Genomic DNA, 14,465 nt, shown 5'->3' on the forward strand with positions numbered 1-14,465 from the left:
TCCTTCGGAAATGGTCGTACGGGGAAGAGCATATCGGTGCGCGGTGAGTCGTGCCAAATGGATGCACCTGGAGTGCCCCTCCCGCTGGCCGGAAGCGGACGTCCGTAAGCTAGGCGGCTACTACGGCAACGTCATCATGTTCTCCCGTGGACGGCCCCAGCACTGACCGCCGGCCCCAGCGCCTGCGGCCACCGCCAGCGTCACCGCCACCGCTAATCATGGCGCTCCGTCTTCGGTGATCGCAACGAGGGTATCTTGGGATGCCGACCTGGCCGGAGAGTGCACATCCTGCTCGAGAGTGTGAGCGCCATTGTGCAGAGCAGTGCCGTTGGAGCGGTTAAGTTCGACGCCCTCGACGAAGCTTTGCTACTCCGCACTGGCGCCCGCATCTAAGGGTACGCTTTTTTATCTTAGGGGGTCGGTGGTCTCTGGCGACTGCTGAACCCGCTATGTGATACTTCACAGCAGGGGCGCGCATACGCAAGCGCTGGAGGCAAATGGAATGCTAACTGTATATCTGGATAGTCAAGATTTCTCGCATTTTTCCACGAAGCACAAGGATCACGCAAAGTATGCTTCGCTAAAGTCGGAACTGCTCCAGTTGAAGAAAGACGGGCATGCCCGATTTGTATTCAGTGATGTCCATGTCTACGAGGTCTTTCCTAGGGACGCTTCTGCGACTGCAGAAGGTCTTGACCGCATCCGCACAATAGCGGAGTTTTGCGGAAGTGAAAGCATGCCATCGTTTACATCTTTGATTGAGTATGAAGTTCGTTCTCTTGTATCTCAATCAACTGGCGGAGAAGTGCCGGTCGTTTCCAATAACTGGTTCCCCGATCTTGGTATCGCTGGCACGCCCATGGAGCGGGCATCCAGTCCGCCGAACAGGAAGGAGCGGCGGACCATGGAGAGCCAAGTGCGCAAAAATAGCAGCCCTCTGGTCGCCGAGTTTCGTAGAAAATATCCGTTCTTCAAGGACTCAAATGTTCTAATTAGGTATTACGGACATGATGTGGAGTGGCATGACGTCGTAGCGATGATTGAGAGGAGCATACAAGACATCAGGTCCTTTGCGACTTGGCTTGCATGCTCCAATGACGCCAATTTGAATCTTCCGGAAATCTTGCGTGGCGGCTACGTTTCTTACGTGGCGGCTGTAACAGCTATCAGGGAAGAAGTGGCAAGGCGAGTCCTCGCCATTGAGAGCGCAGAACAGAGGAATGAACTGGCAAAGGCAATTGGTAGTGGACTCGATAAATCGCTTGTGGAGCTGCGGGCTTCAATTGCCCGTCGTCTCATGGATGAACTTAGAGAATACGAAGGTTCCGTGATTGTCGATGGCTCAATGCCGTCTTTCGATTCTTTATTGCGCTATTTGGCGGAACTGCTGCGGCGATCATCTCAATTGTCCACTCCTCGCAAGCCTATGGGGAGCGACTTTGCAGATGCTTTGCACGTCTCTTATCTGCCCAGAGTAGACATTTTCCGTACAGACGCTGCTGCCGCCAATGCACTGGCGCAGATCTATCCGGCGCGGAAGACTGACATTGTGGCGGATGTCTTCAAACTGCCCGATATCATCAGGGCTAAGGCTGGCGCTGAAAGTCGCTAGTTTGAGACCAAGAGGATGGTCGATTGCAGGCGCAAGCCGAGCGAGCCGTAACGGCTCGCCAACATGAGGCGTGACTGTCGTATTCCGAGCACGAGATCCTCAATCCGGAATCGAGCAGAGCGCTGATCCGCCAGTCTAAATTTTATGTCATGAGCGTCCGCCTCTGGCCGCAAGCGGACATCGCGATTACTGCCCGCCAAGCCTTGAGCAGCTCAATCGGCCATTCGATTCTGCTACGCGCTTTCACCCCTTATGAGAGGATTTTATGCACCGTCTTGCTTTCACCATTTGCATGCTCGCGATTTCACTGGCCTCCTTCGCCGCTGAAAGGGACTTGGCCATACCAACTGACGCAAAGGCCAAGTACACAATCTTGGAGATTGGTGGCAAATGGCCTGGTCGGACAATCGTGACAAAGCGCGTTCGTTCAAGTGAAACAAGCTATTCCAAGCGAATCTACAACTGTTCTAACAATACGGTTAAGTACCTCGGCAGTGGAGATACACTTATGGAAATGGGGCGCTCGAATTCTGATCCAAAGACGGCGCCAATCGTTCAACAGTCAATCGCGGATTACGTCGGGCGACAGGCTTGTAAGCGCTAGCAAGAATTCCAGCAGAGTCATCTAGAGCATGCTGCTGTGTCAGGCTTTGAGGAGGATCAGCATGCAACGCGGGTCCGGGAGTGGCGTTGACGGCCCAACCGACAATGTGAGGGCCCAGCACCATCACCCGCGCAGTGCGCGGGTGATGCGTTCGTGCCAATCCATCACCTCTCGATCAAGCTGCTTCCGAGTCGAGAGCCTCCTTCCTCAGCATTTCGCGCCTCGCTGGGCTACGGACGATGTCCATGTCCACGTCCTGCAGGTCGAACTGCGGGAGCGCTAGGTAGGCGTCTACCTGATCTTCCACCGACACGTCATCCAAGCGCCCACAGATGTGCCGGTTGATGCGCCAGAAGAACTGCCCCGCCAGCTCGTCAACGGTGCTTTTTTGACGCGAGGGGAGACCGGAGTTCTCTGCTTTGCAGAACAGCTTGAAGGCCAGTGCCAGGCTGTCGGCCACCTGCATGAGTGTCTGGTCAAATAGCTGCTGTGCTGCGTCCTGTATCACCGCACTTCTCAGGCTGATGCACTTCGATGCAAGATCCACCGCTTCAAGCTCGACACGCGGCACGTCTTTGGCAATCTCCTCTTCAAAGGAGCCGTACTCTTCCGCCAGCGAGAGCGCAGATCGCTCGGCCACGCGCAGCTTCTGGACTTCGCGCGTGAGCGTGCCATCCCCTTCGCGCAGCTTCTCCCGCCACTTCTCGCGCGCAGTCTCCGCATCGGCCTGCGCCGCCTGACGCGCACGCTGCATTGTCTGGATCTTGCCCACCATGCTGCGCTTGACCTGCACGGCCTCGCCCAGCTGCTCGGCCAGATCCCTCAAGCGTTCACGGCGCTCACTGTCCGCCACGACTGGTTGGCATGGCTCGATGCTCTGCTCCGTCCCGGCGTGCGATGTTGTAACAGCTTGGTTCTCACTCATCTGGATTCTCCATTGGGATCGATTGAATGGCGCGCCAGCACTGTGCTGGCGGCCGTGTGCTGCTGTTGGGTTAAAGCGCGCTGTCGTGAACCTTGCGCGAGTCGAAGACGAACAGACGGACTGCGCCCAGGCCAGGGATACGCACGACCGTGGACGCCCGGCCGTCGGTGCCCGGTTTGAGCCACCCGGCGTCCACCAACGCGCGCGCCGCCAGCCGTGCGTCGAAGCCTGCGCATAGCTCGCGGTTGAACGCTTCAGGAAGCACCATGTACTCGGTGACGCCCACCTCATCGAATCGTTTGAAGCCCGCGCGATCGCGCACCGGCAGTCCGGTTTGGGGCGCGCGATAGGCTTCCAGCCGGCTCTCGCCATGCGCCTCAAAGAAGGCGCGGATACGCGACAGCAGGGCATCGGTATCGGCGCTGCCCGAGCCGCCACGGCGTCTCAGCCACGCTTGGAAGCACACGGCTACGCTGGAGGTGGCCTCACCCTTGGGCCAGCCGGTGAGCTTGTGGCGGCAACTGCTGGCCAACTCCCCGGCAAAGGCAGCGATGGCAAAGCGCTCAGCGACTCGGCGCACCTCCCCGGATGCATCTTCGGGAACATGGGTGGCCAGGAAGCGGTCGGTGGACTCGCGCAGCTGCGCGGTGAGGACCGGGCTGTCGGTGTGGGTCAGGTACTCCAGCCACAGCGGCCACGGCGCGCCGTAGGTGCGTGCGGCGGCATCCTTGAGGATTGCCGACAGGCCCGCACCATCGTTGGCATCGTGCAGGCGCTCAAAGACGCCATGACCGGCTTCCGCCTCGGCCGGTACGTCAGCCAGACGCACTGACTGCCCGGCACGGGCCTGCTTGCCGACTTCGGCCATGTGTTGTGCCAAGCCGACCTCGCCCGCCGACAGGATCATCACCCGCCAGCGTGCGGTGGCCCTGGCATCACCAGCCCGGTTGGCCCGGCTCTTGCCATTGCCGTTGGCCAGTAGATAGGCGGCATCACCGGCCTGCTTTGGATCGATTTGCGCCAGCTCATCCAAGATCAGCGTGGCATCGTTGTGCAGCACCGCCACACCTTCCAGCCCGTTGGCCGTGCTGCGCCATTCGCGCGCGTACTCGGGCGGGCCCACGACGCTGGCAGCGACGCGCAGCGCGGTGGTCTTACCGCTACTGCTGCCGCCGACGATATGGAATCCGCCACCAGTGGCCCCGGTGAACCGCAACAGCGGCCCGGCGAACATCGTGGCCACCGCCAGCACCAGCCGAGAATTGCCCCGGCACCTGCTGGCCACCTCGCGCCGCCAGTCGGCCAGCGAACCCACGGCGGCGTAGTGGTGCTGCAGACCTCCGCTGTGCTGGTAGACCAGCAGTTCCTCACTGCTGCCGTAGCTCTCGCCGCTGGGCAGCACGTAGCTGCTGTCATGCCAGCCCGGCACGGCCACGTTGCGCGCGCGGGCGTCGATGCGCTCCTGAATGATGTAGGCCAACAGCCGCTGCATGGTGTTGCGGTGCGCCGACATTTCGACGCCGCCTGCGGCCAGCTGGCGCAAGAACTCGCGTGGGTCACCCACCAGCATTTCAGCAGGCGCGGCCCATTGGTGCCGGTGGCCGTCGGCGTCGGTCCAGGTCAGCAGCCGGCCCCATTCCTCGCTCTGGCTGTTGCGCGTCTTGGCCTCGACCTTCAACGGCGAGCAGATGAACTGCGGCTCGGCCAGGTCGCCGTCCTCGGTCACCCCGACATAGAACACGCCGGCATCGCTGAGGCGATAGTGGGCCTTGGGTGTCGCTGCCGGCGCTGCACTATCTTCATCGCTGTGGCGCTTGCCTACCACGCCCGCGCCTTTGCGCACCGCCGCCTGAATTGAACTGCGCACGGCCTTCTTACCTACTGCCTTGGCGGCATCGTTGAAGTCCACGGATTTGACGTTGCTCATGCACGGGGCTCCATTGCCACGTCGGCGCATCGCGCCCTTCGATTGAGATTCAGAAGAAACATCGGGTCATGCGCCATCGGATGACCGCGGCGGTAGCGCCACCACACCGCCCACGGCCTGGGCGGCACGCTGGGCGTTGGCCAAGCCCGGGTTGATGCCCCGGCGCAGCGCGGTGGCCGCATCGTCGTCCGCACAGACCACGATCAGCGCCTGCGGGAACTTGTTCCGTAGCTCGCGGGCGACCGGTTCAAGATTGCCGGCGTCGAATGCCACGGCGGTCGGATAGCCGGTGGCCTCATAGATGCTCGCGGCCGTGGCGTAGCCCTCAGCAATGCACACCACGTCGATGACCTGGCGCCCAATGGCGTAGTACAGGCCGCGCTTGCGGCCACCGGCTTGGAATCGCTTGCTGCCATCGGCGGCGATGGTCTGCAGGCTCCACAGCCGCCCATCGCCATCGCGCATGGGCACCAGCAGCAGGCCGTCGGCCTGGCGTAGCCCATGCGTGCCCACACCCTTGGCCGCGAGGTAGGGATGCTGCGCGCAAGCGGCGTAGGCGCGCTGCCAGCGCGCCACAGCCTGTTGACGGGCTGCGCCCTGTCGGCGGGCACGCTCGGCCTGCTGCTGGCGCTGTGCGCGTCGCATGGCGGCTTGCAGCTGCCCACGCTCCGATGCGCTCAGGCAGTCGTCGTTGCCATCGCGCCACTGCTCGTTCGCCCCGGTCTTCCAGTTGCCATAGGCACCGGCCATGGGCGGTCCCGCATACAGGACATACCAGCCGCTACGCTGTCCGCTGCCGTCACCCTCGGCGCGTACTCGCCGCAGACGACCATCGGTGACAACGGACTGCACCAGCAGCCCTGCTGAGCGCAACGCGGCGATGAAGCCATCAGGTCGATTCATCGTCGCCCTCCAGTTGGCTGCTGTGCGTGGCGTTGGCCACCGCTGCGGCCAGGTCGTCATACACATAGGCGGCGCTGGCCGCGACCGCATCGAAGGGGACAGCCATGCGGTCATCGACGCTGGCCAACAGCAGCGCGGCCGAGCGCGCGCGCTCCAGACGATTGAAGCTGTCCTCGCTGATCCAGTAGCCAAAGCGCATTGATGAAGTGCCGGATTCTGCTACTTTCTCTTGCTCGCCATTTGCGCCTTGCCCGGCCTGAACATCGGCCAGCTGCAACGCCATGCCCTGCTCAAATCGCGCCTGGGACTGCGCAGGAACAAACAGCGACAGGCGTAGATGCACGCGCTCAGCCACGGCCGAAAGCTCGACGCAGTCCCGCTCCAACGGCCACAGCAGACGATCACGCAGCCGCATCTCCAAGGGGTGATCCTGCAATGCATCGTCCAGTTCAACGCAGGCCTGTGCCAGGCGTTTGGACGCTTTGCTGTGCAGCCGCTCGATGCGGCGCGCCATCTTCACCAGAGTGGCGGTGCGCTCGGTATCGAACCAGGTATCAGCCAACGTCGCACTCAGAACACCATCAGCGACGCCCGGCACCCCGGACACATTCACGGTATCGATGGTCATCGGGCAACCTCCGTGCTACCGACCATGGCCAGCAGTTGTCCCAGCGGCAGGTCTTCCAGCGCAGTTGGGTGGCACTCCAACGCGGCCACCAACTGGGACAGCGCCGCCATCGGCATGGCGTAGATGCGTTGCAACTGCCGCGTAGCGCTGAACAGGTCATGCATCGCGGCGTCGTCGTTGCCGACCAGCGAATTCAGGTGCGAGCCGATCATCGCGCGGCCTCCTGTGCGGCCGTCGCAATGGCGTGCTGAACTTCGCCCAGCGTCAGCGATTCAACCGACTTGCCGGTGGTTTGCAGGCACGCGTCGAGCGCCTGCCAGCGGGAATGGTCCCAGTCCAGAGTGTCGGCGATTTCGCCGAAATGATGGGCAATGCGGATGGCGAAGCGCGAAGGCGCGGCCGGGGTGTCGTTAGACATGGCAGGAATCCTCTGGAATTGTGGATTCCGCCGCCTCGCTGCAAAACGAGGTGACGGACGGTACGCGGTTTGCAGACCGGCCAGAGGACCGGCAGGCCTTTCGGCCTCCGCGCACCGCCCGCCATAGAACTGGCAAGCAGTCGCCCGCGACGACACAGCAGGCAGAAAAAAAGCGCCGTGCATCGGTCGATGGGCGCTGGTGCGCCTCTGGTTGCGGGCTGCAAAACCCGGTCACCGATTGTGCGGTGACAGGGCAATGCTGCGCCTGGTGCGCGCCGATTGTCAACAGGCGCACCATCACTCGGACTTGCCGGTGGCTGCCTGCTCTTCAGCCAGCTTCGCCTTCAACGCGGCGCTCTCCGATGCGCTGGTCATCGGTAGACAGATATCCCCGCTCGGGCATGCGCTCGGCGAGATGGTGCGCACGATTTCCGTGTAAGCGGTGAAGGTATGGCCGCACAGTGCGTTGCGGCATTGAAGCGTTGACTCGCGCAGCAACTTGGAATGCCGCACGCTGGTGCGAACGATGGCGGCCGTGTCGCAGTGCGGGCAGCGCAGGAATGCTTTTGTACCGGTCATGGCAGCGCCTCAGCAGTCGGTCTGGGTATCGACGGTGCCGCGAGATAGCACGATTTGGCCGCTGTGCTCGGCGCGAGCGTGCGCGAAGTGCAGGCCAAGATCGGGCTGGGCAACCGCCGTGCGCAGGTGCTGGGCGATGAACTCGGCCTCTGCGCGGGTCAGGGTGAATTTCTGGCCGGAGATGGTCAGTTTGATGGTGTCTTTCATGGCTGAACTCGCAGATGGGTGGCGGGAATCTGGGCGGCAATCCACGCATCAACGTCCGACTCGAGCCAGACGGTCACGCGCGGGGAAAGGGGGATCGACCTGGGGAACCGGCCGCGATCCATCAGCCAGTACAGGTGCGAACGGGAGATGCCGGTACGGCTGAGTACTTCTGGCTTGCGCAGGAAGCGCTCTGCACGTCCGGTGGCGGGCCGGTCCGAATTGGCAGGTTGGCCAGGTACGGGGGGGGTAGGGTTGGGAGAACCAAGCATGGGAGGTCACGGGGCTGACCTTGAGTCAACCGCCGCCCTGTGTTGTGGGCTTGGTTAGAGGCTAGAGACAGCCGCCGCCGAACTCACGCAGCTAAATGCGTAGGAGCTCGCCGTACAATATTTAGTAACATTACACATGCAAAAAGGGGACGATTGCCCCTTGACAGCGCAACTCGGCGATGCACTTACCAACTGGCAGGAGCTGGCACGCGAGCGCAGCAGTCCGGCCGGCCAACTGGTTGCGCAAGACAAACTGGCGCACCTGTCAACCTGCGCTTCCAGGCCAAGGGCGCGAAACGCGCAGCGAACCATCGATTGGCGGCGGGTTGGGCCTGGTCGCCGGCCGTCATGGCGACAGCTTGGCGGCCTCCAAAGTCACCCCGCTGGCCCGAAAGAGGCTGCGGGAGAGCCATTCAATCGGCGCGCGGCATCGATCCGCATACGTCTAATGCGGACCGATCACCCGCCGCTGTAACCAGCGTAACCACCTGTAACCAGTAAGTCGGGTGCGCCGAAAAGTAACGCAACCAATTGATGTATAAGCCTTTTCGCGACCCTGCAACCAGTGTTACCACTGTAACCAGCAAAAACAATGAGTCAGAAATAAAAACGAGGAAAAGGGGGCTCAGGAGGAGGTTCTCAGACCGTCCAGATAGTCCGCCCAGGCCTGCATCATTTTTGCGCGCTCGACCAAGTGCGCCGTACGGTTGTAGGCGCGACCGTTTGGATCACGCACAGCGTGAGCCAGCTGGTGTTCGATGTAGTCCGGACGGAATCCCAACACCTCATCCAGCACAGTTCGCGCCATTGCGCGAAAGCCGTGACCGGTCATGGTGTCAGAGTCATAGCCCAGGCGGCGGAGAGCACCGTTGACAGTGTTTTCGCTCATGGGCCGTCCTTTGCCTCGCATGCTCGGAAACACGTACGCGAGTCGCCCGGTCAGGGGCTGCAAATCGCGAAACACAGCAACCGCCTGCGACGAAAGCGGAACGATGTGAGGCTGTCCTGTCTTGGTTGCAATGAAGCGCCACTCTGCCGCATCAAGATCAATATCAGACCACCGAGCATGTCGGAGTTCACCGGGGCGCACGAACACGAGCGGTGCCAGCCGCAGTGCTGCAGCGACAACAGGCGTGCCCTGGTACCCGTAGATGGCACGTAGCAGACCACCAACATGCGCAGGATCGGTGACGCTGGCAAAGTGCTCGACCTCTACCGGGACGAGTGCGCCGCGCAGGTCCTCGGCGGGATTACGAACTGCTCGGCCCGTAGCGATTGCATAGCGGAACACCTGGCTTGCCAACATTCTGGCGCGATGCGCAGTCTCGTTTGCGCCGCGCGCTTCAATCTTCCGGATTGCGTCCAATAAATCGCGCGCGGTCACGCCATCTACAGGCATCCGCCCAATGTAGGGGCCTAGATCCTTCGAAAGAAGGCGGTTCTGACGCTCCAGCGACGTAGCAGCCATCTTCTTCGCTCTGACGGCAATCAGCTCGGCGGCGACCGCTTCGAATGTGTTTTCCGAACGCTCCCGCGTTGCTGCCTTTTGCGCCTTGCGTTGTTCGCCTGGATCGACTCCGTCTGCAAGCAATCTACGCGCGGCAGCGTGTCGCTCGCGGGCCGTGGCCAAGCTGACATCTGGATAGGTTCCCAGTGAGAGTGTGTTGCGCCTACCTGTCACAGGGCGACGGTAATCCCAGCGCCACCACTTCGCACCATCAGGCCGCAGCAGCAGGTAGAGGCCGCCGCCGTCGCGCAGCTTTTGCACGGTAGCTGTCGGCTTTGTCTTGCGTATGGCGGTATCGGTAAGCGACATGGCGGTAACAGGTGTTGGCGGTAGGAGGGTTACCGTCAAAGATACCGCCTCTGGAACCAGGATTGATGTGGATCACATAGGACGCTAACAGACACAAAAAAAGCCGAAATCCTTGATTTAAAAGGAAAATTCGGCCTTCATAAGACGGTGTAAGACGTTCAGATGGTGCGCCCGGAGGGATTCGAACCCCCGACCAATGGCTTCGGAAGCCACTACTCTATCCGGCTGAGCTACGAGCGCGCTGTCCTGCTTCTATCGCGAAACATCTCAAGGTACCGTGCCTGCATCGCACGAGCCGGCAAAGTGATGTCCGGCCCGTATTCTATCCAATTGTTGCTAACAAGTCTGCCCCTGAGGTGTAGGCCACGATCACGACTCATCAGGGCGAGGCCGCTCCCCAGCTGAGAGCGGCGGGCCTGAGGTAAAGCGTGCTCGGTTGGATACGGCGATGAACTTGGGAGGGCCGAACAAAAATCCTAGCCCCATCCTTGGCAGCAGTTTGACTGCAACGATCGGAACCATAACAGCAAAACCGAAGCCGACCACAAGATGAATGTACTCGTTTGAAATTCCGGCATATCTACTCAGGATCACACGAGCGCCACTACCTGCAATGATGTGCATCAGGAAGATGCTCATTGACATCGCACCTACTGTGATCAACCAGCGCTGCTGGGAACGGGCCGCAAGGACTGATATGGAGAGAGTGCTCGCGATGCCAAGAAGCGCCAGCGTCAGGCTCCGGAGGTCGGCTTGCCCCCGCTCAACACCGGTCATAAGATAAATCAAAGCTTGTGTCGCGACGAAGAGCGCCACGTAGAAAATCAAGCGCGCTGTAACCATCTTCTCGAAACGAGGCCCCCACTTGTTGAACGCAACGCCTATCGCGAAGAAAACGAAGTTGCTAGTTATGTAACCGAGCGTCGGCGCCGGAGAGTAGAGTTTCTGAGAAAAGTAAACCGATGTTCCCAGGGCAAGAGCAAGTAGTGCGGAGGAGGTGCGATCTCTCCGATATATTATTATCGAGATGCAGAATATGAAAAAAAGTGCGAAGAGAAACCAAAACTGACCACGGGGTTCCCACAGGGATTTGGCGACATCCATCCACGTGGCATGCCCATTTGTTACAGACGACAGCGCGACTTCGATCGATCCTTGGATGATCGACCAGATCGCGTATATATAAAGAATGGTGTCGATTTTGTTGAGGAAAAGACCTCCTCGTCCACGCCTCTCCAATGATGAAATGAAGAAGATTCCAGAGACAAAGAAGAACAATGGCATGTGGAACGCGTAGATAATCGCATCAATCGAGCGAAAAACTATGTCATCAGCCATGATCTTAGATGAAACAAGACCACGCGCAACGTGGCCATAGACTACCAGCAAAATTCCAAGGCCCTTAGCGCAGTCGATCCACTCAACGTTAACGGTGGCCTTCATCATTTCGTCCTGAGTCACTAGATAAGTCGAGCGACCAACTGCCATTGGCGCGAATGGAAGCAGGGAGCATCATCGGTGTATATATGTTTCTTAATTATCGGCAACGGCGTTGCTCTGAATCCGACTCGAGGCAGCCATGCAGAACAAGCCAATCCCCAGTGCGGTATAGACGTTGTTGAGCGCTGAAACCGAGAGACCACTGGCCAAAACGATCCCGATTACGCAGACACGCTGTGCGATTGATGCACTTCTTGTCAGATGAAGCAGATAGAGGATCATGAGGGCTGAGATCAGGAGCCCGTGGTCGTAAACGATACGAAGATTGAAACTGTGCAAGATAACTGAATAGCAGCTTCCAGTGTTCTCGTAGCTGAAGAGAACGCTATAGAAAGCAAGTTGGGAACAAACGTAGGGCGGCAGAGGGGTCAGCCGATCAGCGCCGAGCAAGTAATCTGCTAAGGTCCAGTCCTTAACCGACTCCAAGAAAAGAAGGAAGAATCTGAATCGATCGATTGTCTCGATGCCGCCCTCGGAGCGGCTCTCGAAGACTACGAGTGCCAGCGCTATGCCGATCACTGCCGCGACCGTGCCTCCGAGAATCTTCGCAGCGTTGCGAGATTTGAAGTCGAACGAGAAGGCGACAACGAGCGCAACTGCAACGGCCGCCGAGCGAGAGCCGGAAAGTACCACGATGCCTAGCAAAAGAAAAGTCTGCGCTGCAGTCGGCCTTATTCCGGAAACGTAGACGCTAAAATACAGTAGTGCAAGGAATATTATCTCAAAATTGTTCTCTGTCATCAGTACGGGCCTGTCGTCGCCAAGGAGGCGCTTGATCAGATACACCGTGAAGAACATGAAGAGCGACAAGTTGAGTAGTCGATTGAAGTCGCTCGGTGCCATCGCGGCGCGGGACCATGCGAAAGGCGCCAAGAGGACCAGATACCAGACAAACTTGTATGCCTGGGCAAAATCCAGTGGATGCACGCCTCGGAGCAGGACGGCTAGCACAGCCCCGATTATCAGATAGATTGCCCAACCAATCTCCTGTGCCAGCAATACTCCCTTGCGGGCTCCGTATCTCACAAGCATCGCAGCGGATGAGCCCAAGAACAGGACATCCAACAGCGGTTCACCAATACGTGCGCCGAGCAGCGTGGGAAGCCACCCTGTCAGCAGGACTGCAATCGCGCCAAGGTAAAGGATTGAGACTGGCCAAGGTCTGCGTTTGATGCTGAGCAGATTATTAGTTAGCACTGGGCTCTCCAGCAGCAGCCTTCTGAGAAAGCTTCTTTACCGCGAAGCTCACTAGGCCGCGGTATACCCCACGTGGCAAGCTGAATCTTAGGAGCTGGCGCATGGCAATTCTAGCTGGAACTTTAGCGATCAGGACTCCCGCGAGAAGGTCTTTGCCCACGGTCAGGAATTTGTATTTAGGTTGATAGTAAGCGAGCACAGTTGCTCTGTACCCCATTATTTCTTGGGGGGTCATCAAATGCGAATGTGTCCTAAGCCACTCCGTTGGAGCCTTCGCACCGGCGTGTCGTGATGTCCTGCCGATCTCGCTGACATCCGTCCATATGACCAACGGTCGTTCCAACATCTGGAATCTGACGCCAGCCTTGTCAAGCCTTAGGCAGAAATCGAGATCCTGACCCTTGCGCAGAGCTGGGTCAAAGCGGACCTTCCCTGCAACATCCTTTTGAATGACAATTGTGGATGTCTGCACAAACTGATTGGAAATGAACAAGTAGCTGCCCATTGATTCCTGGGCAGCAATTGGACGGTCAGGCCGTTGCCACATTTTACCGATGACGCCGCGATCAACGTTGGCGTAGGAGTACATGGCTTGATGCGGCTCTACGCTCAACACATCAAAAAATCTCTGCAGCTTGTCTGTGGTGAACAGATCATCAGAGTCGAGGAATGCTATGTAGCGTCCTGCGCATGCGTCGATTCCAGTGTTCCTGGCTGCACCTCCCCCTCCATTCTCGCGAGTGACAACCTTGAACCGGGAGTCGTTAAGGCTCTCGACAACGGACATCAGCTTCTCGATATCGGCAGAGCCATCGTCAACGACGATGCATTCAAAATCTGAAAAGCTCTGGCCCATGACAGACCGAAGCGTCCTGGAGATCGAATCCGAGCGGTTATACGTCGGAATTACTACAGAGAAGAAAGGAGGCATCTTTAAGCTCGGATTACTCATGATGATCAGCTCGGCGTTATGCAAGCGCACTCAAAGGCGTTGGATCGTGACGAATGCAGGTTTCAACATGGGTGGAGCTACTGGGTGTCGAGATGCTTCTGATCGCGGCGGGAATGCGAGGTCAGTGCAATCCACAGAGCGTGCGGTGTAGTGATGAAGTAGCGCATGAAAAGAGCGCGCGGCCGAGTGCAGAGCCGGTGTACCCACTCAACATTCCAGTCCTGCATCCACTGGGGAGCGCGTGGATAATCCCCAGTTACGTAGTTGTAGCATCCACCACAAGTAATGATCCAGCGGACTTTGAGGCTGGCGCGCCAGCGAATGCAGAATTCCTGCTCCTTTGGCTTGCCGAGGCCCACCCAAAGAATGTCCGCACCACTTTGATTGATGTCAGAGACTATCTGTTCTTCTTCATCGCTAGCGAAGAAGCCGTTACGCCTGCCTGCCAGATTCAGCGTGGGGTATGCACGCTGAAGAACATCGCTGCACTTGGAGTTGACCTGCTCGTCTGAACCAAGCAGATAGAAGCTGTACGGAGTACCTTCGAACGCTTGGGAAAAATCATGCAGCATGTCAGTCGTCGCACTTCTCTCCGGAATCGCGTTCAGGCCTAGCCATCTAGATAGCGTCACCAAGAAACCGCCATCAGCATGAATCAGGTCTGCTTGAGCTACCAGCGTTGCGTATAGAGCATTCGTTCTGGCAAGCGAAAGCGCATGACCATTGGCGTCGAATACAAGCCGAGGCTGTGGTCGCTCATTGTTGCAATCGGTGAGGGCCAGTGACACCAAGTCAGATCTCGACGCACATGCAATCTGAAAATCACCAAACGTAACCGTTTTGAAGTGGGAGGCTTCAACTTTGACAGCTTCTTCTACGCTACGCATGTGGATCGCTTCCTGTAGTACAGGAGATGGAGGCTCTCCTG

15 protein-coding genes and 1 tRNA gene are annotated in these 14,465 nt (G+C 58.9%); 1 reads left to right on the plus strand and 15 read right to left on the minus strand.

Annotated elements, in window-relative coordinates:
- The first annotated feature begins 502 nt into the window (after positions 1 to 502).
- Positions 503 to 1,612 carry a hypothetical protein gene (locus ACI2JH_RS03160; RefSeq protein WP_404735420.1) on the plus strand — a complete coding sequence of 370 codons (1,110 nt, stop codon included), beginning with the start codon at positions 503 to 505 and terminating at the stop codon, positions 1,610 to 1,612.
- 779 nt (positions 1,613 to 2,391) lie between these two features.
- Here ACI2JH_RS03160 and ACI2JH_RS03165 read toward each other — a convergent pair.
- The 15 genes from ACI2JH_RS03165 to ACI2JH_RS03235 all read right to left on the minus strand — a co-directional run bounded on the left by ACI2JH_RS03165 (position 2,392) and on the right by ACI2JH_RS03235 (position 14,424).
- Positions 2,392 to 3,141, minus strand: a complete 750-nt coding sequence (locus tag ACI2JH_RS03165; RefSeq protein WP_404735421.1) for a hypothetical protein — start codon at positions 3,139 to 3,141, stop codon at positions 2,392 to 2,394.
- A 70-nt stretch (positions 3,142 to 3,211) separates the two neighbouring features.
- Positions 3,212 to 5,068 (minus strand): DUF927 domain-containing protein, encoded by a 1,857-nt coding sequence (locus ACI2JH_RS03170; protein WP_404735422.1) that lies wholly within the window; start codon positions 5,066 to 5,068, stop codon positions 3,212 to 3,214.
- Between the two features lie 66 nt (positions 5,069 to 5,134).
- The gene (locus ACI2JH_RS03175; protein ID WP_404735423.1) at positions 5,135 to 5,971 is read right to left on the minus strand and encodes a toprim domain-containing protein; all 837 of its coding nucleotides are present in this window, start codon (positions 5,969 to 5,971) and stop codon (positions 5,135 to 5,137) included.
- Positions 5,958 to 6,599 (minus strand): hypothetical protein, encoded by a 642-nt coding sequence (locus ACI2JH_RS03180; RefSeq protein ID WP_404735424.1) that lies wholly within the window; start codon positions 6,597 to 6,599, stop codon positions 5,958 to 5,960. Before ACI2JH_RS03180 ends, ACI2JH_RS03175 begins: the two co-directional genes overlap by 14 nt.
- The gene (locus tag ACI2JH_RS03185; protein WP_404735425.1) at positions 6,596 to 6,811 is read right to left on the minus strand and encodes a hypothetical protein; all 216 of its coding nucleotides are present in this window, start codon (positions 6,809 to 6,811) and stop codon (positions 6,596 to 6,598) included. The genes ACI2JH_RS03180 and ACI2JH_RS03185 overlap by 4 nt, the downstream gene beginning before the upstream one ends.
- Positions 6,808 to 7,017, minus strand: a complete 210-nt coding sequence (locus ACI2JH_RS03190; protein ID WP_404735426.1) for a hypothetical protein — start codon at positions 7,015 to 7,017, stop codon at positions 6,808 to 6,810. Before ACI2JH_RS03190 ends, ACI2JH_RS03185 begins: the two co-directional genes overlap by 4 nt.
- Before the next feature lie 297 nt (positions 7,018 to 7,314).
- Positions 7,315 to 7,596, minus strand: coding sequence for an ogr/Delta-like zinc finger family protein (locus ACI2JH_RS03195; protein ID WP_404735427.1), 282 nt, complete (start codon positions 7,594 to 7,596; stop codon positions 7,315 to 7,317).
- Positions 7,597 to 7,605: 9 nt separating this feature from the next.
- On the minus strand, positions 7,606 to 7,803 hold the full coding sequence (locus tag ACI2JH_RS03200; protein ID WP_404735428.1) for a hypothetical protein: 198 nt from the start codon (positions 7,801 to 7,803) through the stop codon (positions 7,606 to 7,608).
- Complete coding sequence (locus ACI2JH_RS03205) at positions 7,800 to 8,072, minus strand: helix-turn-helix transcriptional regulator (protein WP_404735429.1); 273 nt, start codon at positions 8,070 to 8,072, stop codon at positions 7,800 to 7,802. Before ACI2JH_RS03205 ends, ACI2JH_RS03200 begins: the two co-directional genes overlap by 4 nt.
- 625 nt (positions 8,073 to 8,697) lie before the next feature.
- Positions 8,698 to 9,888: a tyrosine-type recombinase/integrase gene (locus ACI2JH_RS03210; RefSeq protein ID WP_404735430.1), complete on the minus strand. Its 1,191-nt coding sequence runs from the start codon at positions 9,886 to 9,888 to the stop codon at positions 8,698 to 8,700.
- Between the two features lie 163 nt (positions 9,889 to 10,051).
- Positions 10,052 to 10,128, minus strand: a tRNA-Arg gene (locus tag ACI2JH_RS03215).
- Between the two features lie 129 nt (positions 10,129 to 10,257).
- Entirely contained in the window at positions 10,258 to 11,331 is a 1,074-nt protein-coding gene (locus ACI2JH_RS03220) for an acyltransferase family protein (RefSeq protein ID WP_404735431.1), read from the minus strand.
- A 90-nt stretch (positions 11,332 to 11,421) separates the two neighbouring features.
- Positions 11,422 to 12,585, minus strand: a complete 1,164-nt coding sequence (locus ACI2JH_RS03225; RefSeq protein WP_404735432.1) for a hypothetical protein — start codon at positions 12,583 to 12,585, stop codon at positions 11,422 to 11,424.
- Positions 12,575 to 13,537, minus strand: coding sequence for a glycosyltransferase family 2 protein (locus tag ACI2JH_RS03230; RefSeq protein ID WP_404735433.1), 963 nt, complete (start codon positions 13,535 to 13,537; stop codon positions 12,575 to 12,577). The genes ACI2JH_RS03225 and ACI2JH_RS03230 overlap by 11 nt, the downstream gene beginning before the upstream one ends.
- 77 nt (positions 13,538 to 13,614) lie before the next feature.
- Entirely contained in the window at positions 13,615 to 14,424 is an 810-nt protein-coding gene (locus ACI2JH_RS03235) for a WecB/TagA/CpsF family glycosyltransferase (RefSeq protein WP_404735434.1), read from the minus strand.
- Between the last annotated feature and the right edge of the window lie 41 nt (positions 14,425 to 14,465).

Source organism: Stenotrophomonas sp. NPDC078853 (genome assembly GCF_044901215.1).
GTDB lineage: Bacteria > Pseudomonadota > Gammaproteobacteria > Xanthomonadales > Xanthomonadaceae > Stenotrophomonas > Stenotrophomonas lacuserhaii.